This is a genomic window from Peribacillus tepidiphilus (genome assembly GCF_009466385.1).
In the GTDB taxonomy this organism is placed as follows: domain Bacteria; phylum Bacillota; class Bacilli; order Bacillales; family DSM-1321; genus Bacillus_BN; species Bacillus_BN tepidiphilus.
In genome coordinates this window covers 1-17,796 of the sequence record NZ_WIAQ01000012.1, presented here as the reverse complement: position 1 = coordinate 17,796, position 17,796 = coordinate 1, and the positions used below count along the sequence as shown (strand labels likewise).

Sequence of the window (17,796 nt, the reverse complement as noted above, 5' to 3'; positions counted from 1 at the left end):
AAGGAGTGACGTAAATGATTACGAAGCTTGATAAAAATTCTGTTCGTAAGAAAAGACACGCACGTGTTCGTGCAAAGCTTTCTGGAACTGAAGCTCGTCCTCGTTTAAATGTGTTTCGTTCTAACAAGCACATTTATGCACAATTAATCGATGATGTGAACGGCGTAACTCTTGCTAGCGCTTCAACGTTGGATAAAGAATTAGGTCTTGAAGCTACTGGCAACATCGAAGCAGCTCAAAAAGTCGGCGAATTGATTGCAAAACGCGCATCAGAAAAAGGTTACAAATCCGTGGTATTTGACCGCGGCGGATACCTCTACCATGGTCGTGTAAAAGCTTTAGCAGACGCTGCTCGTGAAAACGGCTTAGAATTTTAATGGAAAAAGGAGGGACAAATAAAGATGCGTCGTATTGATCCTAATAAATTAGAACTTGAAGAACGTGTAGTTACGGTTAACCGCGTAGCGAAGGTTGTAAAAGGTGGACGTCGTTTCCGTTTCTCTGCACTAGTAGTTGTCGGTGACAAAAACGGTCACGTAGGTTTTGGTACTGGTAAAGCTCAAGAGGTACCTGATGCAATCCGCAAAGCAATTGAGGATGCTAAGAAAAACCTAATCACTGTACCTATGGTTGGTACAACAATCCCACACGAAGTTCTTGGACACTTTGGAGCTGGTGAAATTCTTTTAAAGCCTGCTTCTGAAGGTACTGGGGTTATCGCTGGAGGTCCAGTTCGTGCGGTATTAGAATTAGCTGGCATAAGCGATATTCTTTCTAAATCTCTAGGCTCTAACACGCCTATTAACATGGTTCGTGCTACTATTGACGGATTAAAGCAATTAAAACGTGCTGAGGACGTAGCGAAGTTACGTGGTAAATCAGTAGAAGAACTGTTAGGATAAGGAGGGAAAATCAATGGCAAAGAAATTAGAAATTACCCTCACTCGCAGCTTAATTGGTCGTCCTGAAGACCAACGCGTTACAGTAAGAACTCTTGGTTTACGCAAATTGCATCAAACAGTTGTTCATGATGATAATCCTGCGATTCGCGGTATGATTAATAAGGTTTCTCACCTTGTTACTGTCAAAGAACAATAATTTTATTTTTTCTTAACAAGGAGGTGCCAATATGAAACTTCATGAATTAAAACCTGCAGAAGGTTCTCGTAAAGAACGAAAGCGTGTAGGTCGCGGTATCGGTTCTGGTAACGGTAAGACAGCTGGTAAAGGTCATAAAGGTCAAAACGCTCGTTCCGGCGGTGGCGTTCGTCCTGGATTTGAAGGAGGTCAAACTCCTCTATTCAGACGTTTACCAAAACGCGGTTTCACAAACGTTAACCGCAAAGAGTATGCTGTTGTTAACTTAGAAACACTAAATCGTTTCGAAGACGGAACTGAAGTTACTCCAGCTCTACTTGTAGAAACTGGTGTTGTGAAGAAAGAAAAAGCAGGAATTAAAATTCTTGCTAACGGTAAGCTTGAAAAGAAACTTACTGTTAAAGCTCACAAATTTTCCTCTGCTGCGAAAGAAGCAATTGAAGCTGCTGGCGGTCAAACTGAGGTGATTTAATGTTCCGCACGATCTCCAATTTTATGCGTGTGGGTGATATTCGAAAAAAGATCTTATTCACCCTTTTAATGCTGATCGTTTTCCGTATTGGTACTTTCATTCCAGTACCGCATGTAAATGCCGATTTTCTAAGAATGCAGGATAAGTTAAATGTATTTGGTATTCTAAATACATTTGGTGGTGGAGCTCTTAAAAATTTCTCTATCTTTGCAATGGGTATTATGCCGTATATTACGGCATCCATTATCATTCAGCTTCTTCAAATGGACGTAGTGCCAAAGTTTACTGAATGGTCTAAGCAAGGAGAAGTGGGTCGCCGTAAATTAGCTCAGTTTACCCGCTATGGAACTATCGTGCTTGGATTTATCCAAGCTCTTGGTATGTCTTACGGATTTAATAATATGGCTAACGGGATGCTTATTGAAGATCCCGGAATCAGCACATATTTACTCATTGCAACAGTTTTAACTGCTGGGACAGCCTTTTTGATGTGGCTCGGAGAACAAATTACATCAAAGGGTGTAGGAAATGGCATTTCCATTATCATTTTTGCTGGAATTGTTGCAGGTATTCCTTCAACGGTAAACCAAATTTATGCACAGCAGTTTGAAAATGCTGGAGAGCAATTATTCCTACGCATTGTAACGGTACTATTAATTCTTATAGCAGTCATTGCGATTATCGTTGGTGTGATTTTCATCCAGCAAGCATTGCGTAAGATTCCGATACAATACGCTAAACGTGCAGCAGGGCGTGCACCTGTTGGTAATCAATCAACGCATCTGCCATTAAAGGTGAATGCTGCAGGAGTAATTCCTGTTATATTTGCGATATCGTTTATTATTACACCACCAACAATTGCAGGCTTTTTTGGATCGAATGATGTCACTCTTTGGATTCAGAAAACGTTCGATTATTCACAGCCTGTTGGTATGATCCTATATATTGCCTTAATTATTGCGTTTTCTTATTTCTATGCTTTCATTCAGGTTAATCCTGAGCAAGTAGCTGAAAACTTGAAAAAGCAAGGTGGGTATGTACCAGGTATTCGTCCAGGAAAAAATACCGAAGAATACTTGACCCGCGTATTATATAGACTTACTCTTGTAGGGTCTATTTTCCTTGCAGCTATTGCTGTTCTTCCTGTATTCTTCATTAAGTTTGCAGGACTACCTCAATCTGCACAAATCGGCGGAACAAGCCTTTTGATCGTAGTCGGGGTTGCACTTGAAACAATGAAGCAGTTAGAAGCACAATTAGTTAAGCGTCACTATAAGGGATTTATTAAATAATAGGTTTGGGAACATTAAGTTCCCCAAACCCATTATAGAGTTTGAGGGGGAAAATAAATGAATTTAGTTCTAATGGGGCTACCGGGTGCAGGTAAAGGCACTCAAGCTGAAAAAATCGTAGAAAAATATCACATCCCTCATATCTCTACTGGAGATATGTTCCGTGCAGCAATCAAGGATGGAACGGAACTCGGTTTAAAAGCTAAATCATTCATAGATAAAGGCGAATTGGTTCCCGATGAGGTTACAATCGGCATTGTACGTGAAAGATTAAGCAAGCCAGATTGCCAAAAAGGCTTTCTGCTAGATGGTTTTCCTAGAACAGTCGCTCAGGCTGAAGCTTTGGAAAACATGCTTTCGGAATTAGAACGTCCAATCGATTACGTTATTAACGTAGACGTTGATAAAGACATTCTATTGGAAAGATTAACAGGAAGACGCATTTGCACAGAATGCGGAGCAACGTATCATCTTATATTCAACCCTCCTTCAAAAGAAGGTGTATGTGACCGATGCGGCGGAGAGCTTTACCAGCGTGCGGATGATAACGAAGAAACGGTTCAAAACCGTCTTGAAGTGAACCTGAAGCAAACACAGCCTCTTCTGTCATTCTATGAAGATAAAGGCTACCTTCGTAACATAAACGGTCAGCAAGATATTGATAAAGTGTTCGCAGATATTGAAGAACTACTTGGGGGATTAAATAAATGATTATTTGTAAAACCCCTCGCGAAATTGAGATCATGCGTGAGGCCGGCAAAATAGTAGCTCTTACTCATCAAGAATTACAAAAGCATATTGCTCCTGGCATCACGACGAAAGAGTTAGACGCAATTGCAGAAAGCTTTATTCGTAAACATGGTGCTAGTCCCTCTTTTAAAGGGTATAATGGATTTCGCGGCAGTATTTGCGCTTCTGTTAATAACGAACTGGTCCACGGGATACCCGGCGATCGAGTACTAAAAGATGGCGATATTATTAGTATCGATATTGGTGCTAAATATAATGGCTATCATGGTGACTCTGCTTGGACATATCCGGTTGGAACAATTGATGAAGAAACGCAAAGACTCTTAGATGTTACGGAAGAGTCCTTATATAGAGGGTTGAAAGAAGCTATGCCAGGCGCGCGTCTTTCAAACATCTCCCATGCCATTCAAACCTATGTAGAGGCAAACGGTTTCTCGATTGTTCGAGAGTATGTTGGGCACGGAATCGGTCAAGACTTACATGAGGATCCTCAAATTCCTCATTATGGTCCACCTAATAAAGGTCCAAGATTAAAGCCTGGTATGGTGTTGGCTGTTGAACCAATGGTTAACGCAGGCACTCGTTACGTCAAGACCTTAGAAGATGATTGGACTGTAGTAACTGTTGACGGAAAAATGTGTGCTCACTTTGAACATACGATTGCCATTACAGAAACTGGGTATGAAATATTAACAAAACTCTAAGTTCCAGTGTATAGAATGGATTAATTAAGGAGACTGTTTTGTCTTTTAGAGAAGGGAGACGTTAAAATGGCAAAAGATGATGTAATTGAAATTGAAGGTACAGTCACTGAGACTTTGCCAAATGCAATGTTTAAGGTAGAATTAGAAAATGGTCATACTGTTTTAGCTCATGTATCAGGTAAAATTCGCATGCACTTCATTCGTATTCTACCTGGTGATAAAGTAACAGTCGAGCTTTCACCGTATGATCTAACTCGCGGCAGAATCACATACCGATTCAAATAATCTGGTTACACTCCGATCTGTATAAGGAGGTTAGGTATCAATGAAAGTGAGACCATCAGTTAAGCCGATCTGCGAAAAGTGTAAAGTTATCCGCAGAAGAGGTAAAGTAATGGTTATTTGTGAAAACCCTAAGCATAAACAAAAACAAGGTTAATTTAAAGGAGGTGCGCTTATAATGGCACGTATTGCTGGTGTTGATATTCCACGTGACAAGCGTGTTGTCATTTCATTAACATATATCTATGGTATTGGTAAACCAACTGCTCAAAAAATCTTAGCGGAAGCTGGTGTCTCTGAAGATACTCGTGTACGTGATTTAACAGAAGACGAATTAAACAAAATTCGTGATATCGTTGATAAGTTAAAAGTTGAAGGTGACCTTCGTCGTGAAGTATCCCTTAACATCAAGCGTTTAATGGAGATCGGCTGCTACCGCGGTCTTCGTCATCGTCGTGGTCTACCTGTTCGTGGACAAAATACTAAGAACAATGCTCGTACGCGTAAAGGACCTCGTCGTACTGTAGCTAACAAGAAAAAATAATCGGTAAAGGAGGGACTTTCTTATGGCACGTAAAACAAATACTCGTAAACGTCGTGTAAAAAAGAATATTGAATCAGGTATTGCACATATTCGCTCAACTTTCAATAACACTATTGTTACGATTACTGATCCACACGGTAATGCTATTTCTTGGTCAAGCGCAGGTGCACTTGGTTTCAAAGGTTCTCGTAAATCTACTCCATTCGCTGCTCAAATGGCAGCAGAAACTGCAGCTAAAGCATCTATGGAGCATGGAATGAAAAGCCTTGAAGTTACAGTAAAAGGACCTGGTTCTGGCCGTGAAGCTGCTATTCGTGCTCTTCAAGCGGCTGGCTTAGAAGTTACAGCTATTAAAGACGTAACTCCAGTTCCACATAACGGATGCCGTCCACCAAAACGTCGCCGTGTTTAATTTTTCTGTATAGATTTTGTATCCCTGTCTATAATGGGATATGATAGAAACTTTGCGTTATTACAGAATGATTAATTCAGTTGTTGCGCACAATCGGGAATATAAACATGGGGAATTTCGGTTAGATTGGTAATCTGTTGATCTCTAGCCGGGGTTTCGACGTTTTGAAGGAGGGTTTATTGAATGATTGAAATAGAAAAACCAAAAATCGAAACGGTTGAAATCAGCGATGACGCCAAGTATGGTAAGTTCGTCGTCGAGCCACTTGAGCGTGGGTATGGTACAACTTTGGGTAACTCCTTACGTCGTATCCTTCTATCCTCACTCCCAGGTGCCGCTGTCACATCTATTCAGATAGATGGAGTACTGCATGAGTTCTCAACAATTGAAGGCGTCGTAGAAGATGTTACTTCTATTATTCTGAATGTGAAAAAACTAGCTCTTAAAATTTACTCTGATGAGGAAAAGACGCTGGAAATTGATGTGCAGGGTGAAGGAGTTGTTACTGCAGCTGACATTACGCATGATAGTGATGTGGAAATCTTAAATCCAGATTTACACATTGCGACCATTGCCAAAAATGGGCATTTACGTATGAGGTTAACTGCTCGTCGTGGACGCGGTTATACTCCGGCTGAACAGAACAAGAGAGAGGATCAACCGATCGGTGTTATTCCTATCGACTCGATCTATACTCCAGTAGCACGTGTTTCTTATCAAGTTGAAAATACACGTGTAGGCCAAATGACAAACTATGATAAGCTTACGATTGATGTTTGGACTGACGGAAGCACGGGCCCAAAAGAAGCAATAGCTCTTGGTTCAAAGATTTTGACAGAGCATTTAAATATCTTTGTTGGTTTAACTGACGAAGCTCAAAATGCTGAAATTATGGTTGAAAAAGAAGAAGACCAAAAAGAAAAAGTTCTTGAAATGACGATTGAAGAACTTGATCTTTCTGTTCGCTCTTACAACTGCTTAAAGCGTGCCGGTATTAATACCGTTCAAGAGCTTGCTCATAAAACGGAAGAAGATATGATGAAAGTCCGTAATCTAGGCCGCAAGTCACTTGAAGAAGTGAAAGCGAAGCTTGAAGAGTTAGGTTTAGGTCTTCGTAAAGACGACTAATAACGATTGGTATTTGCCATAATATACACTTTTAGTCTGCATTATAGATTATGACTTCAACAAAGGAGGGAATCTCTCAATGGGTTACAGAAAGTTAGGACGCACTAGCGCTCAACGTAAAGCATTACTTCGTGATTTAGCAACTGACCTAATTATCCATGAGCGTATCGAAACAACAGAAGCACGTGCGAAGGAATTACGTTCTGTTGTTGAAAAAATGATCACTCTTGGTAAGCGCGGTGACTTACATGCTCGTCGTCAAGCTGCTGCTTACATTCGTCATGAAGTAGCTGATGCTGAAAAAGGTCAAGATGCTGTTCAAAAGCTATTCAGCGATATCGCTTCTCGTTATGAAGAGCGTCAAGGCGGATACACTCGTATCATGAAAGTTGGTCCACGTCGCGGTGACGGAGCTCCAATGGTGATTATCGAGTTAGTTTAATAGACGATCACAAAAGGGCGGGGACAGTTTAAAGCTAACTTGTCTTTGCCCTTTTTTTATAGGGAATAAAGGCGATGAACGCTTAGTTTATAAGTCTACTGAGTTTTTATTCTAAAAGGAACACGCATTGAGTGTTACGATGGCTGCATTTAAAATAAATGCTTCTCGTCTAGCTCTCGCACCCCTCCAATGCTCTCATTTGGAGAGCCAATATTATGTCAGATATTTTCTGAATGGATGCTGCTATTCATCTAAGGAATATAAATTCCTTTAGGAGGGGTGCAGCGTTTTTTTATATAATTTTTATATAATGAGATGGAGTTGAGTTAGAAAAGCCGAGTTTAGGGGAGGTAAAACATGAGATCTGAACTGGTTCATGTAGATCAAGTCTCCTTCACATATGAAGGACAGGACCAACCAGCATTAAGAGATGTTTCTTTTAAAGTGTGGGAAGGCGAATGGCTAGCTATTGTAGGTCATAATGGCTCCGGTAAGTCCACTCTTGCCAAGCTGTTGAATGGTCTTCAATATCCACAGTCAGGAAGAATCACTGTTAAAGGCCAAGAGCTAACGGAAGCCAGCGTTTGGGAAATTCGTAAGGAAATCGGCATGGTATTTCAAAATCCTGATAATCAGTTTGTGGGGACGACTGTTCAGGATGATGTGGCTTTTGGTTTAGAAAACATAGGTGTTGATCGTGAAACGATGGTTGAGCGAGTGATGGATGCACTTAGAAAAGTAAAAATGGATTCTTTTCTGAATCAAGAGCCGCACCATCTGTCAGGGGGACAAAAGCAGCGTGTTGCAATTGCTGGAGTGTTAGCGCTTCAGCCGAGTATTATTATTTTGGATGAAGCCACTTCTATGCTGGACCCAAGAGGCAGGGAAGAAGTTCTTGAAACAGTTAGAGAATTAAAGAAAAATAAAGCTTTAACAGTTATATCGATTACCCATGATTTAGAGGAAGCAGCAAAAGCTGATCGTATCATCGTTATGAATAAAGGACAACTCTATCGGGAGGGAACCCCGTCTGAAATTTTTAAGATGGATGAGGAACTAACGGCTCTCGGTCTTGATATTCCTTTTTCTGTGAAATTAACAAAAGCGTTACAAGATATTGGTTTCGATTTATCAGACCGCTATTTATCACAAGAAGAGTTGGTGAAAGAGCTATGCACGTTGCACTTAAACAAGTAGAACACCGATATCAGGCAAATACTCCATTTGAAAGATTAGCGATCTACGATATAAATCTAGATATCAAAGAAGGAAGCTATCTTGCTGTAATCGGTCACACTGGTTCAGGTAAGTCCACTCTTCTTCAGCATTTGAATGGTTTGTTAAAACCAACGAAGGGACAAGTTATAATAGGTGACAGAGTAATTGAGGCCGATAAAAAAGAAAAAAACCTTCGTCCGATTCGAAAGAAAGTAGGAATTGTTTTTCAGTTTCCAGAGCATCAGCTGTTTGATGAGACAGTTGAAAAAGATATATGTTTTGGTCCTATGAATTTCGGGGTTTCTGAGGAAGAGGCTAAGGCTCTCGCAAGAAAGGCTATAAAACAAGTTGGAATGGACGAAAGTATTTTGAAAAAATCACCTTTCGACTTATCCGGCGGTCAGATGAGGAGAGTAGCAATCGCTGGGGTGCTGGCTATGGAACCGGAAGTGATTGTATTGGATGAACCTACGGCCGGATTGGATCCAAGAGGACGAAAAGAAATTATGGATATGTTTGCGAATCTTCAACGTGAAAGAGGTCTTACAACCATCCTTGTAACCCACAGCATGGAAGATGCCGCTAAATATGCAGATGAGATTGTTGTTATGCATAATGGGACAATCCATAAAAAAGGGACGCCTGCTGATATTTTTGCCCAGCCGGAGCAATTGCTTGAGCTTAGTCTTGATGTACCTGAGACTGTTCGTTTTCAGCTTACTCTCCAAAAAGAAATGGGCGTAAGGTTTGATAAACCAGCCTTGTCTATTTCGGATTTGGCAAAGGAAATTCAGCAAGCTATAAAGAGGGGGATACGCTCATGATGGAAAAGATGATTTTTGGACGTTATGTGCCATCAGATTCCATCCTTCATCAAATGGATCCCCGTTCTAAGCTATTGCTCGTATTCTTTTTTGTATGTATCGTTTTTTTGGCTAATAATGCCGTTACTTATACGATTCTAGGTCTATTTAGTTTAGTACTCATTTTACTTTCCAAAATTCCGATTAAATTTTTATATAACGGATTAAAACCAATATTGTGGTTAATTCTTTTCACCTTTTTGCTTCATATCTTTTTTACAAAAGAAGGAGACCTGTTATATAAGCTCGGATGGTTAGAAATTTATGAGGGTGGAGTAAGGCAGGGTATTTTCATTTCTTTAAGGTTTACGTATCTAATCATCATTACCTCTCTGCTGACATTAACGACGACACCTATTGAAATTACGGATGGAATGGAGCTATTATTAAATCCATTTAAGAAGTTAAAGTTGCCTGTGCACGAGCTTGCTTTAATGATGTCCATTTCTTTACGTTTCATCCCTACACTGATGCAGGAGACAGATAAAATTATGAAAGCTCAAACTGCACGTGGTGTTGATTTCACTTCTGGACCAATTAAAGACAGGATTCAGTCGATCGTACCTCTCTTGGTACCGCTATTCGTGAGCTCTTTTAAAAGGGCAGAAGAGTTAGCGATTGCTATGGAAGCGAGAGGATATCGCGGGGGAGAAGGACGTACGAAATACCGGATGTTGCAGTGGAGTATTTTTGATACATTGCTGTTAGGCTCGCTTCTTGTATTGACCATTCTATTGATTTTATTTAGAAGCTAGTAGGGAGCCATATTTATGAGCAGATTGAAATGTATAATAGCCTATGATGGAACTCAATTTTCCGGCTATCAAATCCAACCGAATAAACGAACCGTGCAGGCAGAATTAGAACATGGACTAGAGCAGCTCCATAAAGGAAAAGAAGTAAAAGTCACGGCTTCAGGCAGGACAGATGCAGGTGTCCATGCAAAGGGTCAGGTTATTCATTTCGATAGCGACTTGAAGATTCCACTTTTGGGATGGAGAAAAGCGTTGAATTCCATTTTACCGGCTGATATATCCATTATGTCGGTAGAAGAAGTGGCACCTGACTTTCATGCGAGGTTTGACGCGAAAGGAAAGGAATATTGCTATAGGATTCAAACCGGAGATGTACCAGATCCGCTTCGCCGTCATTATGTGTATCATTACCCTTATCCACTTAACGAAGAAGCAATGACAAGAGCTATTGATTATTTAATTGGAACGCATGATTTTACAAGCTTTTGTTCGGCAAAAACAGAAATGGAGGATAAGGTTCGGACAATCTATCACATTTCTTTTGTCCGAAATGACGATGAGCTCATGTTTCGGTTTGTCGGAAATGGATTTTTATATAATATGGTCCGAATAGTAATGGGAACACTTCTTGAGGTTGGGAGCGGACTGAGGCAGCCTGAAGATATCAAAGCTATTTTGCTTGCAAAAGACCGTCGTGCAGCGGGAAAAACAGCGCCTGCACAAGGATTATATTTGTGGCAAGTGTTTTATGATGAAAAAAGTTTAATGACAACTAATCCTGGCGTAACATACTCTTGACAATATAAGGCTAAGGATATAATATAATATGGTATGAATTTTAATCCCACGATAAGCCCCGGAAACTTATTCGTGATTGAAATAAATATATGGAACATATTTTTTAGGAGGTAAAACGATGCGTACGACATTCATGGCGAAAGCAAATGAAATCGATCGTAAATGGTACGTTGTAGACGCTAAAGGCCAAACTTTAGGTCGTCTAGCTAGTGAAGTAGCATCCATCTTACGCGGTAAACACAAACCAACTTACACACCACACGTTGATACTGGTGATCATGTAATTATTATCAATGCTTCTGAAATTGAATTAACTGGTAAGAAGCTTACAGACAAAATTTACTACCGTCATAGCCAGCATCCAGGCGGCTTAAAACAAAGAACTGCTCTTGAAATGAGAACAAATTACCCTGAGAAAATGTTAGAGCTTGCTATCAAAGGCATGCTTCCTAAAAACTCTCTTGGTCGTCAAATGTTTAAAAAATTACACGTATACGCTGGTCCAGAGCACAAGCACCAAGCTCAAAAACCAGAAGTATATGAATTACGCGGATAATTTTTAAGGAGGTTACTATCTTGGCACAGGTTCAATACTATGGCACTGGTCGTCGTAAGAGCTCTGTTGCTCGTGTACGCTTAGTACCTGGCGACGGACGCATCGTAGTTAACGGTCGTGATATTAGCGAATATTTCCCATTTGAAACTTTACTTTTAGTTGTAAAACAACCATTAGTAGCTACTGAAACTACAGGCAGCTACGATGTTCTTGTAAATGTAAGCGGCGGTGGATTCACTGGTCAAGCTGGCGCAATCCGTCACGGAATTGCTCGTGCATTGCTTCAAGTTGACCCAGAATACCGCAAAGTACTAAAAGCTGCAGGATTATTAACTCGTGATGCACGTATGAAAGAGCGTAAGAAATACGGTCTTAAAGGTGCACGTCGCGCTCCTCAGTTCTCAAAACGTTAATTTTTGTTATCAAAAACCCTGTTCCTTATGGAGCAGGGTTTTTTTGATGAATCTACTTTTTCAGTCAAAGATTGAAGAGCACTTTCCACTTTTTTAAGCCTCCTCAATAATTCCCATCATCCTAATCATAAAAAAGAAGCATACCCTATCTCACAATCCAAACACTACATCTAACGGGAAATAAACTTTCGAAAATGGGTATGACCCATTTTATATAGAGGTGGCTTAAATATGAATGTAATCACGAATTTGAAGGAGAGGCAAAGGGAAAAACAGATCAAATATGAGAGAACGGTCTTGAGAGAGATGTCCCCTAAGCTCTTAAAGGAAAGAGTTCAAACTTATCTGTTTTCGAATCATCGTTTAGGTGTTACTTATTCGGAGATTGTTGAAGAGGGTTGCTTTGATGTGGCAATTGAAGCATTCTTATTAGGTGCCAATTTCAGCAAATTCGGATATTATGGCGAGACAGCCGAAGAAGCGAAAAAGCGTTGTGAAAAGGAAGAAAAGCATCTGATCGATACACTTTTTAACTTTATCCTTTACTGGGGCAAAGTAGGGGATTATGACTTATTTAATGAATCTTTGTATTACCAATGCGAGCAATATGTAAACAGTTGGTGGATTGATGGTTTTGAAAAAGGGAAAAGGAGATATAAGTTGAGACTTCATTGATTTCCGTCGTTACAGGTTCTATTTTTTGCGCCTGTCCCATATTTTTTAAAGAGGACTAGCGTAAAGGAGACAGGAATATGTGGAGGAGACTAAGATTTGCAGCCATTGCAATAGGTATTGTAACTCTTTTCCTGATTGTGACCTTTCAGTTTATTGAAGATGATTCGTGGGACTCCTGGAACTTACCGTTATCAGGAAGGGTCATCATTTTGGACCCGGGGCATGGAGGTCCTGATGGTGGAGCAGAAGCTGATGGCGTTATTGAAAAAGATATTGCACTTTCAGTAGCGAAAAAGTTACGGGATTATTTGCAGCAGCAAGGAGCCATGATTATCATGACGAGAGAAAGTGACACGGATTTAGCTGGAGAAGGAGTGAATGGATTCAGTAACCGGAAAAGAGTAGATTTACGAAAACGAGTGGAATTGATCAACTATTCTGAAGCAGATTTATTTATTAGCATCCATTTGAATTCATTTCCCTCTTCTAGATGGAGCGGAGCTCAAACATTTTATACATTAAGATATGAGGAAAATGAAAGAGCCGCAAAATTTATTCAAAGGGAAATTCGGGATACCCTAGAAAATACATCTCGAGAGGCGAGACCGATCAGTAATGTCTATTTAATGAGGAATGCGAAAAAGCCAGGAGTGCTGGTCGAGGTAGGATTTCTTTCCAATGCAGAAGAAAGACAAAATCTCACCAGTGAAGCTTATCAAAATAAAATAGCAGCTTCCATTTATAAAGGAGTTATGCGCTATTTTACAGAAAAAAAATATGTGGTGGCTGAGAAGAAATGAACGGAATAAATAGAGAGAAGCCGAGTAAGCATGTAAGCCGGATTTGTCCGGTTTTTTTGGTATAACTGCAACTGCGCCTCTGTCTATGCCTTTGCAAGGCTCGCCAATTGGCGAGTTTTCTTAATTGCAAAAAGTTATGTATTATTGAAACGGGTTTTTTCAATAAGACTACATGGATTTAAACATGAAAAGGCATAAAAGTCAGAAAATATGTTATACTTACCTATGAAATCGAATACATAAAGGCGGTGCTAACATGTTAACTGAACAACAAATCAGGAATATTCTTAGTGAATTAAACGATCCGTTCTTACATAAAAGCTTGAAGGATACGAACGGAATTGTAGAAATAAAGGTAAAACCGGAAAAAAATCATGTTAGTGTGAAGCTTGCAATTGCTAAGACTGGAACGGCAGAACAGCTGCAACTACAAACAAAAGTGGTAGAATTGCTAAAAAACGCTGGAGCAGAATCGGTAGGCATCCGCTTTACAGATTTACCGGAAGAAGAGCTGGCGAAACATCGCGTGGCAGGTACTTCAGAAGATAATGGTTTGCTTTCTCCTAATAGCAAGACAGCCTTTATAGCTATTGCAAGCGGAAAGGGTGGAGTAGGTAAATCTACGATCTCCGTTAACCTTGCTACTTCTTTAGCGAGAATCGGAAAAAAAGTGGGTCTTATTGATGCGGATATCTATGGATTCAGTGTACCAGATATGATGGGAATTACAAAAAGACCTGTCGTAAGAGGGGACAAAATCATTCCAGTAGAGCGTTTTGGGGTAAAGGTCATTTCTATGGGATTCTTTGTGGAAGATAATGCTCCAATCATTTGGAGAGGACCGATGCTTGGAAAAATGTTGAATAGCTTTTTCCAAGAGGTTGAGTGGGGCGAGTTGGATTACTTGCTTCTTGATCTTCCTCCAGGTACAGGAGATGTGGCGTTAGATGTTCATTCTATGCTTCCATCTTGTAAGGAAATTATCGTAACAACACCTCATCCTACAGCGGCATTTGTTGCGGCTCGTGCAGGAGCGATGGCTCTAAAAACAGATCATGAGGTAATCGGTGTTATTGAAAACATGTCCTATTTTGAAAGTAAAGTAACAGGTGAAAAGGAATATGTTTTTGGAAAAGGCGGCGGAGAGAAGCTTGCTGAAGAATTACGTACCGAGTTGCTTGGCCAACTTCCGTTACAGCAGCCAGACTGGAATGAAGACGATTTTGCTCCGTCCATATACGCAGAGGACCATAAGTTGGGCAAGATTTATAAAGAAATTGCTCAGAAGGTAGTGAATATTTTAGAAGCACAGTAATGGGTTGCATGGTGTATTAGATCAAGGGTGACCGTAAAAACGGTCACCCTATTGTATTTGTTGTTCAGTTTTTAGCGCCAGCACTCGGTTCCACAAATGTGATTTTTTAAATCGTCAAAATCCGGTTTTATTTATGCTTTTCTTTTATTAAGACAACCTCTTGTTGTTATTTATGGTCCTGTAGATCCTCCTTCTCCATCTTCACCTCCACCTCCGTCTCCGCCATCACCCCCGCCTTGTTCTCCTCCTTTTTCTTGAGGTTGGGGCTGCATCTCTCCTGCAGCTTTTAAAAGAATATCCTGCATCTTTACTTTTACCAGTGGACTATCCATTGTTTCGAGTAAAGTTTTTTTCATTTCATCTCGAACTTTATTGCTTTTAATGATTGAAATGATTTCTTTCTCCATCTCAGGGTCTTGAAATATTTCGGCTAACAGCTTCCTATAAGTCGGATCTTTCATTAAGTCTTTTAATAATTTTTTATGCTCATCTTCCATGCTTTTAGCATAGGCGGAAGCAAATTTTGGATCTTCAAATGTTTTTTTCCAAAATTTCTTTCCTTTATCGGATATGATTGTCTTTTCAATACTTTCACTTACAACGGTCTGATCCAAAATGAACTTACTTTTCATTTTCTCATCAGACATTACTTCTTCAATTGCTTTTTTTCCGTCATCTGTTTTTAATATATCGACAACCATTTTTTTTGTTTCTTCGTAATTCACTTTTTCTTCACCGGCTTCATTTTGAGCACAACCAGAAAGAACAAATATGCTAATAAGGATTAATATGGCGCTTTTTTTCATGACGAAAAGCTCCTTTCACACCTATATCTAGTCTTAATATGATTCTGTGACTAAAAATTATACCTCTTGTTAGAAAATGTAGATTTTTAAAATATCGGTTGGTACAATCAGAAGAGTGAGAATAATTATTGGGGGAACACACGTGAATAGTAGGAATTTAGTCAGATTATTTTTTTCGACTTTATTAATTGGAGGATTGACAGCGGGAGTTGTAGGATTTTTAGCTCCAATGGGAGAATCGGAGCAGGTAGCTTTATCGGTTAGTGGTATTTTGTCTTCATTTTTCTGGTATTTTGGTGTTGGTCTAATCTTTAGTGTTATTAGTCAGATGGGCTTTTTTGCATACTTAACTGTCCATCGGTTTGGACTTGGTATTTTTAAATCAGTTAAATTATGGAATTCCGTTCAGGTTGTATTAATTGCATTTGTATTATTTGATTTAGTTTATTTCCGTTTTGTAAGCTTTGGAGAAGGAGAAAGTATTGTCTCCTTTGTATTGGTTGCTTTATTGCTTCTTTTTGTGGGGCTAATTGTTGCGTATTTGAAAATGAAGCAAACAAATCATCATGCTTTCATTCCTGCCTTATTCTTTATGACAGTAGTAACGATCGTTGAGTGGGTACCGGTCTTACGTGTAAATGATAAAAGCTGGATGTATTTTATGTTAATACCTCTTCTCTTATGTAATGCTTATCAGTTATTGATTTTATCAAAATTAAATGAAAAATCAGCTCAAGAATTGGCTATGAAAAAACAACAAAAATGACTATCCGTTTTGGGTAGTCATTTTTGTGTGCGGTTGTTATTTTATTTCTTCACTACTTGAAGTGGAGTTTGCAATCATTTCAGAAACTGTAATCATTTTTAGGTTTTTTGCTTTGATGGATTGAATAATGGATGTAAGAGCCTGAGCGGTTTGTTTAGCTGAATCAGAGGCATGAAGAAGGATGATGTCCCCTTTTTTCGCCTGATTTACGTTAGCTGTGATTTGTTCAACACCTGGATTTGTCCAATCTTTCGAATCAATGCTCCAATGGACAACCGTGTATCCAAACCGTTCACTTATTTTCAATAGCCTCTTATCAAAATGACCGGTAGGTGCACGAAGTAGATCGATGTTTTTTAAATTTAATTTTTTAAATACTTCCTGTGCTTTAGAAATATCCCGAATTATTTCTTTGTCCTCTAGTTGGGAATAGTCTTTATAATTGTAGCCAAGCATTCCAATTTCGTAGCCATCTTTTATAATACGCTCTACTATATGTGGGTGTCGTTCAGCCCAAGAACCCGAGAGAAAAAAGGTGGCTGCTTTTACGTTAAGTCTATTTAATTCATCCAAAATCGGTACAGCTTTTTCATCACCCCATCCAATATTAAAAGTAAGGGCAATATCTTTTTCCCCTTTGTATATTGCTTTTGGTCCATTTGGTGTTGAAAATACGGGCTCATTAACAAGATTTTGCAAATAGAAAAACCATGCCGTGAAAAATGCGATCAGGACAATAAAAGTATATTGCTTTATTTTTCTTCCACTCCATACGAAAAAAAAATCCAAATTTATCACCTCGTCCAACTGCTTCTTGTCTCATACTATGCTTAATATCTTGAGTTATGACATGCTAATAGGAAAATAATAAATAAATCGACTTCTACTCACATAAAGTTATGCATTAAGGTAAAAATAGTAAAAAATGTTTGAGGTGAATATATGCTTGGTTTTTTAATAAATGTTAAAGAACAAAAAGAAATAGAATATCTCTTAAAACGAGAGATGGACGAGATTTTATTCGATCTTCAAGATGATCGCATTGACCATATTGTAAAAAGATCAATGGATGAAAGGTATAAAATATTGTTTAATCTTTTCAAAAGAGTCGCTCCTGCTAGGGAATGTATAAAATATATGAAAACAAAAAGCCGAACAAGAAAGAATAAAAATGACGTAAAATAATTTTTTTTAAAAAAGTGTTGACGGTGTTAAAAACGGCTGGTATATTAAATATCGTTGTTGTTAACACTGTGAAATGTTCTTAAAAAATTTAAAAAAAGTTGTTGACTTCAACTTGATTACTTGGTATTATATAAAAGTCGCTTCTGAGCGACAGGAACTTGGAATTGCACTTTGAAAACTAAACAAAACAATACGTCAACGTTAATTCTAGTTGCTTTTAAGCAACACAATTTATGAGCAAATCAAGCTCGAAAAGGATGAAGTTGAGAATCGGATTTTCTCTCTTTTAAAGCGAAAAAAGTTTTAGAAGCGAGAAGGTCGAGGAAGCAAAGCGAGCGAACGCCGGAGTTTATTATTGATAAATGAGGACGTGAGCGAGCGGAGCTGACGAAGAGATTCGATGCTTATAAAACTTTTTGGAGAGTTTGATCCTGGCTCAGGACGAACGCTGGCGGCGTGCCTAATACATGCAAGTCGAGCGGACTTCTTAAAAGCTTGCTTTTGAGAAGTTAGCGGCGGACG

Annotated in this window: 26 protein-coding genes and 1 rRNA gene; 25 read left to right on the top strand and 2 right to left on the bottom strand. The window is 39.2% G+C overall.

All coding sequences use genetic code 11. The features are described from left to right. The first annotated feature begins 14 nt into the window (after positions 1-14). From rplR to GD441_RS08480, 22 genes are all read left to right on the top strand, one after another. A complete protein-coding gene (gene rplR, locus GD441_RS08585) occupies positions 15-377 on the top strand; it encodes a 50S ribosomal protein L18 (RefSeq protein WP_153125736.1) in 363 nt (120 codons plus the stop codon). A 24-nt stretch (positions 378-401) separates the two neighbouring features. Further along, complete coding sequence (rpsE, locus tag GD441_RS08580) at positions 402-902, top strand: 30S ribosomal protein S5 (RefSeq protein ID WP_153125734.1); 501 nt, start codon at positions 402-404, stop codon at positions 900-902. 13 nt (positions 903-915) lie between these two features. Beyond that, positions 916-1,098, top strand: a complete 183-nt coding sequence (gene rpmD / locus GD441_RS08575) for a 50S ribosomal protein L30 (RefSeq protein ID WP_153125732.1) — start codon at positions 916-918, stop codon at positions 1,096-1,098. A 31-nt stretch (positions 1,099-1,129) separates the two neighbouring features. Next, positions 1,130-1,570, top strand: coding sequence for a 50S ribosomal protein L15 (rplO, locus tag GD441_RS08570; protein ID WP_153125730.1), 441 nt, complete (start codon positions 1,130-1,132; stop codon positions 1,568-1,570). Further along, positions 1,570-2,862: a preprotein translocase subunit SecY gene (gene secY / locus GD441_RS08565; RefSeq protein ID WP_153125728.1), complete on the top strand. Its 1,293-nt coding sequence runs from the start codon at positions 1,570-1,572 to the stop codon at positions 2,860-2,862. The genes rplO and secY overlap by 1 nt, the downstream gene beginning before the upstream one ends. Positions 2,863-2,919: 57 nt before the next feature. Next, a complete protein-coding gene (locus tag GD441_RS08560) occupies positions 2,920-3,573 on the top strand; it encodes an adenylate kinase (protein ID WP_153125726.1) in 654 nt (217 codons plus the stop codon). Further along, entirely contained in the window at positions 3,570-4,316 is a 747-nt protein-coding gene (gene map, locus GD441_RS08555) for a type I methionyl aminopeptidase (RefSeq protein ID WP_153125724.1), read from the top strand. The genes GD441_RS08560 and map overlap by 4 nt, the downstream gene beginning before the upstream one ends. A 66-nt stretch (positions 4,317-4,382) precedes the next feature. Continuing rightward, the gene (gene infA / locus GD441_RS08550) at positions 4,383-4,601 is read left to right on the top strand and encodes a translation initiation factor IF-1 (RefSeq protein ID WP_075980338.1); all 219 of its coding nucleotides are present in this window, start codon (positions 4,383-4,385) and stop codon (positions 4,599-4,601) included. 40 nt (positions 4,602-4,641) lie between these two features. Next, positions 4,642-4,755 carry a 50S ribosomal protein L36 gene (rpmJ, locus tag GD441_RS08545; RefSeq protein ID WP_000868344.1) on the top strand — a complete coding sequence of 38 codons (114 nt, stop codon included), beginning with the start codon at positions 4,642-4,644 and terminating at the stop codon, positions 4,753-4,755. A 21-nt stretch (positions 4,756-4,776) separates the two neighbouring features. Further along, positions 4,777-5,142 carry a 30S ribosomal protein S13 gene (rpsM, locus tag GD441_RS08540; protein ID WP_153125722.1) on the top strand — a complete coding sequence of 122 codons (366 nt, stop codon included), beginning with the start codon at positions 4,777-4,779 and terminating at the stop codon, positions 5,140-5,142. 22 nt (positions 5,143-5,164) lie between these two features. Continuing rightward, complete coding sequence (gene rpsK, locus GD441_RS08535) at positions 5,165-5,554, top strand: 30S ribosomal protein S11 (protein ID WP_153125721.1); 390 nt, start codon at positions 5,165-5,167, stop codon at positions 5,552-5,554. A 183-nt stretch (positions 5,555-5,737) separates the two neighbouring features. After that, entirely contained in the window at positions 5,738-6,682 is a 945-nt protein-coding gene (locus GD441_RS08530; protein WP_153125719.1) for a DNA-directed RNA polymerase subunit alpha, read from the top strand. 79 nt (positions 6,683-6,761) lie between these two features. Beyond that, complete coding sequence (gene rplQ, locus GD441_RS08525; protein ID WP_153125717.1) at positions 6,762-7,124, top strand: 50S ribosomal protein L17; 363 nt, start codon at positions 6,762-6,764, stop codon at positions 7,122-7,124. A gap of 357 nt (positions 7,125-7,481) precedes the next feature. Beyond that, positions 7,482-8,321, top strand: coding sequence for an energy-coupling factor ABC transporter ATP-binding protein (locus GD441_RS08520; protein WP_153125715.1), 840 nt, complete (start codon positions 7,482-7,484; stop codon positions 8,319-8,321). Beyond that, positions 8,297-9,166: an energy-coupling factor ABC transporter ATP-binding protein gene (locus tag GD441_RS08515; protein ID WP_153125713.1), complete on the top strand. Its 870-nt coding sequence runs from the start codon at positions 8,297-8,299 to the stop codon at positions 9,164-9,166. Before GD441_RS08520 ends, GD441_RS08515 begins: the two co-directional genes overlap by 25 nt. Further along, positions 9,163-9,960 carry an energy-coupling factor transporter transmembrane component T family protein gene (locus GD441_RS08510; protein WP_153125711.1) on the top strand — a complete coding sequence of 266 codons (798 nt, stop codon included), beginning with the start codon at positions 9,163-9,165 and terminating at the stop codon, positions 9,958-9,960. Before GD441_RS08515 ends, GD441_RS08510 begins: the two co-directional genes overlap by 4 nt. A 15-nt stretch (positions 9,961-9,975) precedes the next feature. After that, a complete protein-coding gene (truA, locus tag GD441_RS08505; RefSeq protein WP_153125709.1) occupies positions 9,976-10,758 on the top strand; it encodes a tRNA pseudouridine(38-40) synthase TruA in 783 nt (260 codons plus the stop codon). Between the two features lie 118 nt (positions 10,759-10,876). Further along, complete coding sequence (gene rplM / locus GD441_RS08500; protein WP_153125707.1) at positions 10,877-11,314, top strand: 50S ribosomal protein L13; 438 nt, start codon at positions 10,877-10,879, stop codon at positions 11,312-11,314. A 20-nt stretch (positions 11,315-11,334) separates the two neighbouring features. Then, positions 11,335-11,727 (top strand): 30S ribosomal protein S9, encoded by a 393-nt coding sequence (rpsI, locus tag GD441_RS08495; protein WP_153125705.1) that lies wholly within the window; start codon positions 11,335-11,337, stop codon positions 11,725-11,727. A gap of 231 nt (positions 11,728-11,958) precedes the next feature. Further along, on the top strand, positions 11,959-12,402 hold the full coding sequence (locus GD441_RS08490) for a YbaK family protein (protein ID WP_153125703.1): 444 nt from the start codon (positions 11,959-11,961) through the stop codon (positions 12,400-12,402). A gap of 77 nt (positions 12,403-12,479) precedes the next feature. Further along, positions 12,480-13,202, top strand: coding sequence for an N-acetylmuramoyl-L-alanine amidase CwlD (gene cwlD, locus GD441_RS08485; protein ID WP_153125701.1), 723 nt, complete (start codon positions 12,480-12,482; stop codon positions 13,200-13,202). Between the two features lie 256 nt (positions 13,203-13,458). After that, the gene (locus GD441_RS08480) at positions 13,459-14,517 is read left to right on the top strand and encodes an Mrp/NBP35 family ATP-binding protein (protein WP_153125700.1); all 1,059 of its coding nucleotides are present in this window, start codon (positions 13,459-13,461) and stop codon (positions 14,515-14,517) included. Between the two features lie 170 nt (positions 14,518-14,687). On the opposite strand, the gene gerD is transcribed toward GD441_RS08480, so the two are convergent. After that, positions 14,688-15,323: a spore germination lipoprotein GerD gene (gene gerD, locus GD441_RS08475; RefSeq protein WP_153125698.1), complete on the bottom strand. Its 636-nt coding sequence runs from the start codon at positions 15,321-15,323 to the stop codon at positions 14,688-14,690. Between the two features lie 142 nt (positions 15,324-15,465). Here gerD and GD441_RS08470 point away from each other — a divergent pair, with 142 nt between their 5' ends. Next, entirely contained in the window at positions 15,466-16,089 is a 624-nt protein-coding gene (locus tag GD441_RS08470) for a KinB-signaling pathway activation protein (RefSeq protein ID WP_153125696.1), read from the top strand. Positions 16,090-16,125: 36 nt separating this feature from the next. Here the strand turns inward: GD441_RS08470 and pdaB are convergent, their stop codons facing one another. Beyond that, on the bottom strand, positions 16,126-16,878 hold the full coding sequence (pdaB, locus tag GD441_RS08465) for a polysaccharide deacetylase family sporulation protein PdaB (protein ID WP_153125694.1): 753 nt from the start codon (positions 16,876-16,878) through the stop codon (positions 16,126-16,128). A gap of 153 nt (positions 16,879-17,031) precedes the next feature. Between pdaB and GD441_RS08460 the strand changes: the two genes are divergently transcribed. Beyond that, positions 17,032-17,274, top strand: a complete 243-nt coding sequence (locus tag GD441_RS08460; protein ID WP_153125691.1) for a hypothetical protein — start codon at positions 17,032-17,034, stop codon at positions 17,272-17,274. 413 nt (positions 17,275-17,687) lie between these two features. Next, positions 17,688-17,796, top strand: a 16S ribosomal RNA gene (locus tag GD441_RS08455); the annotation flags it as partial.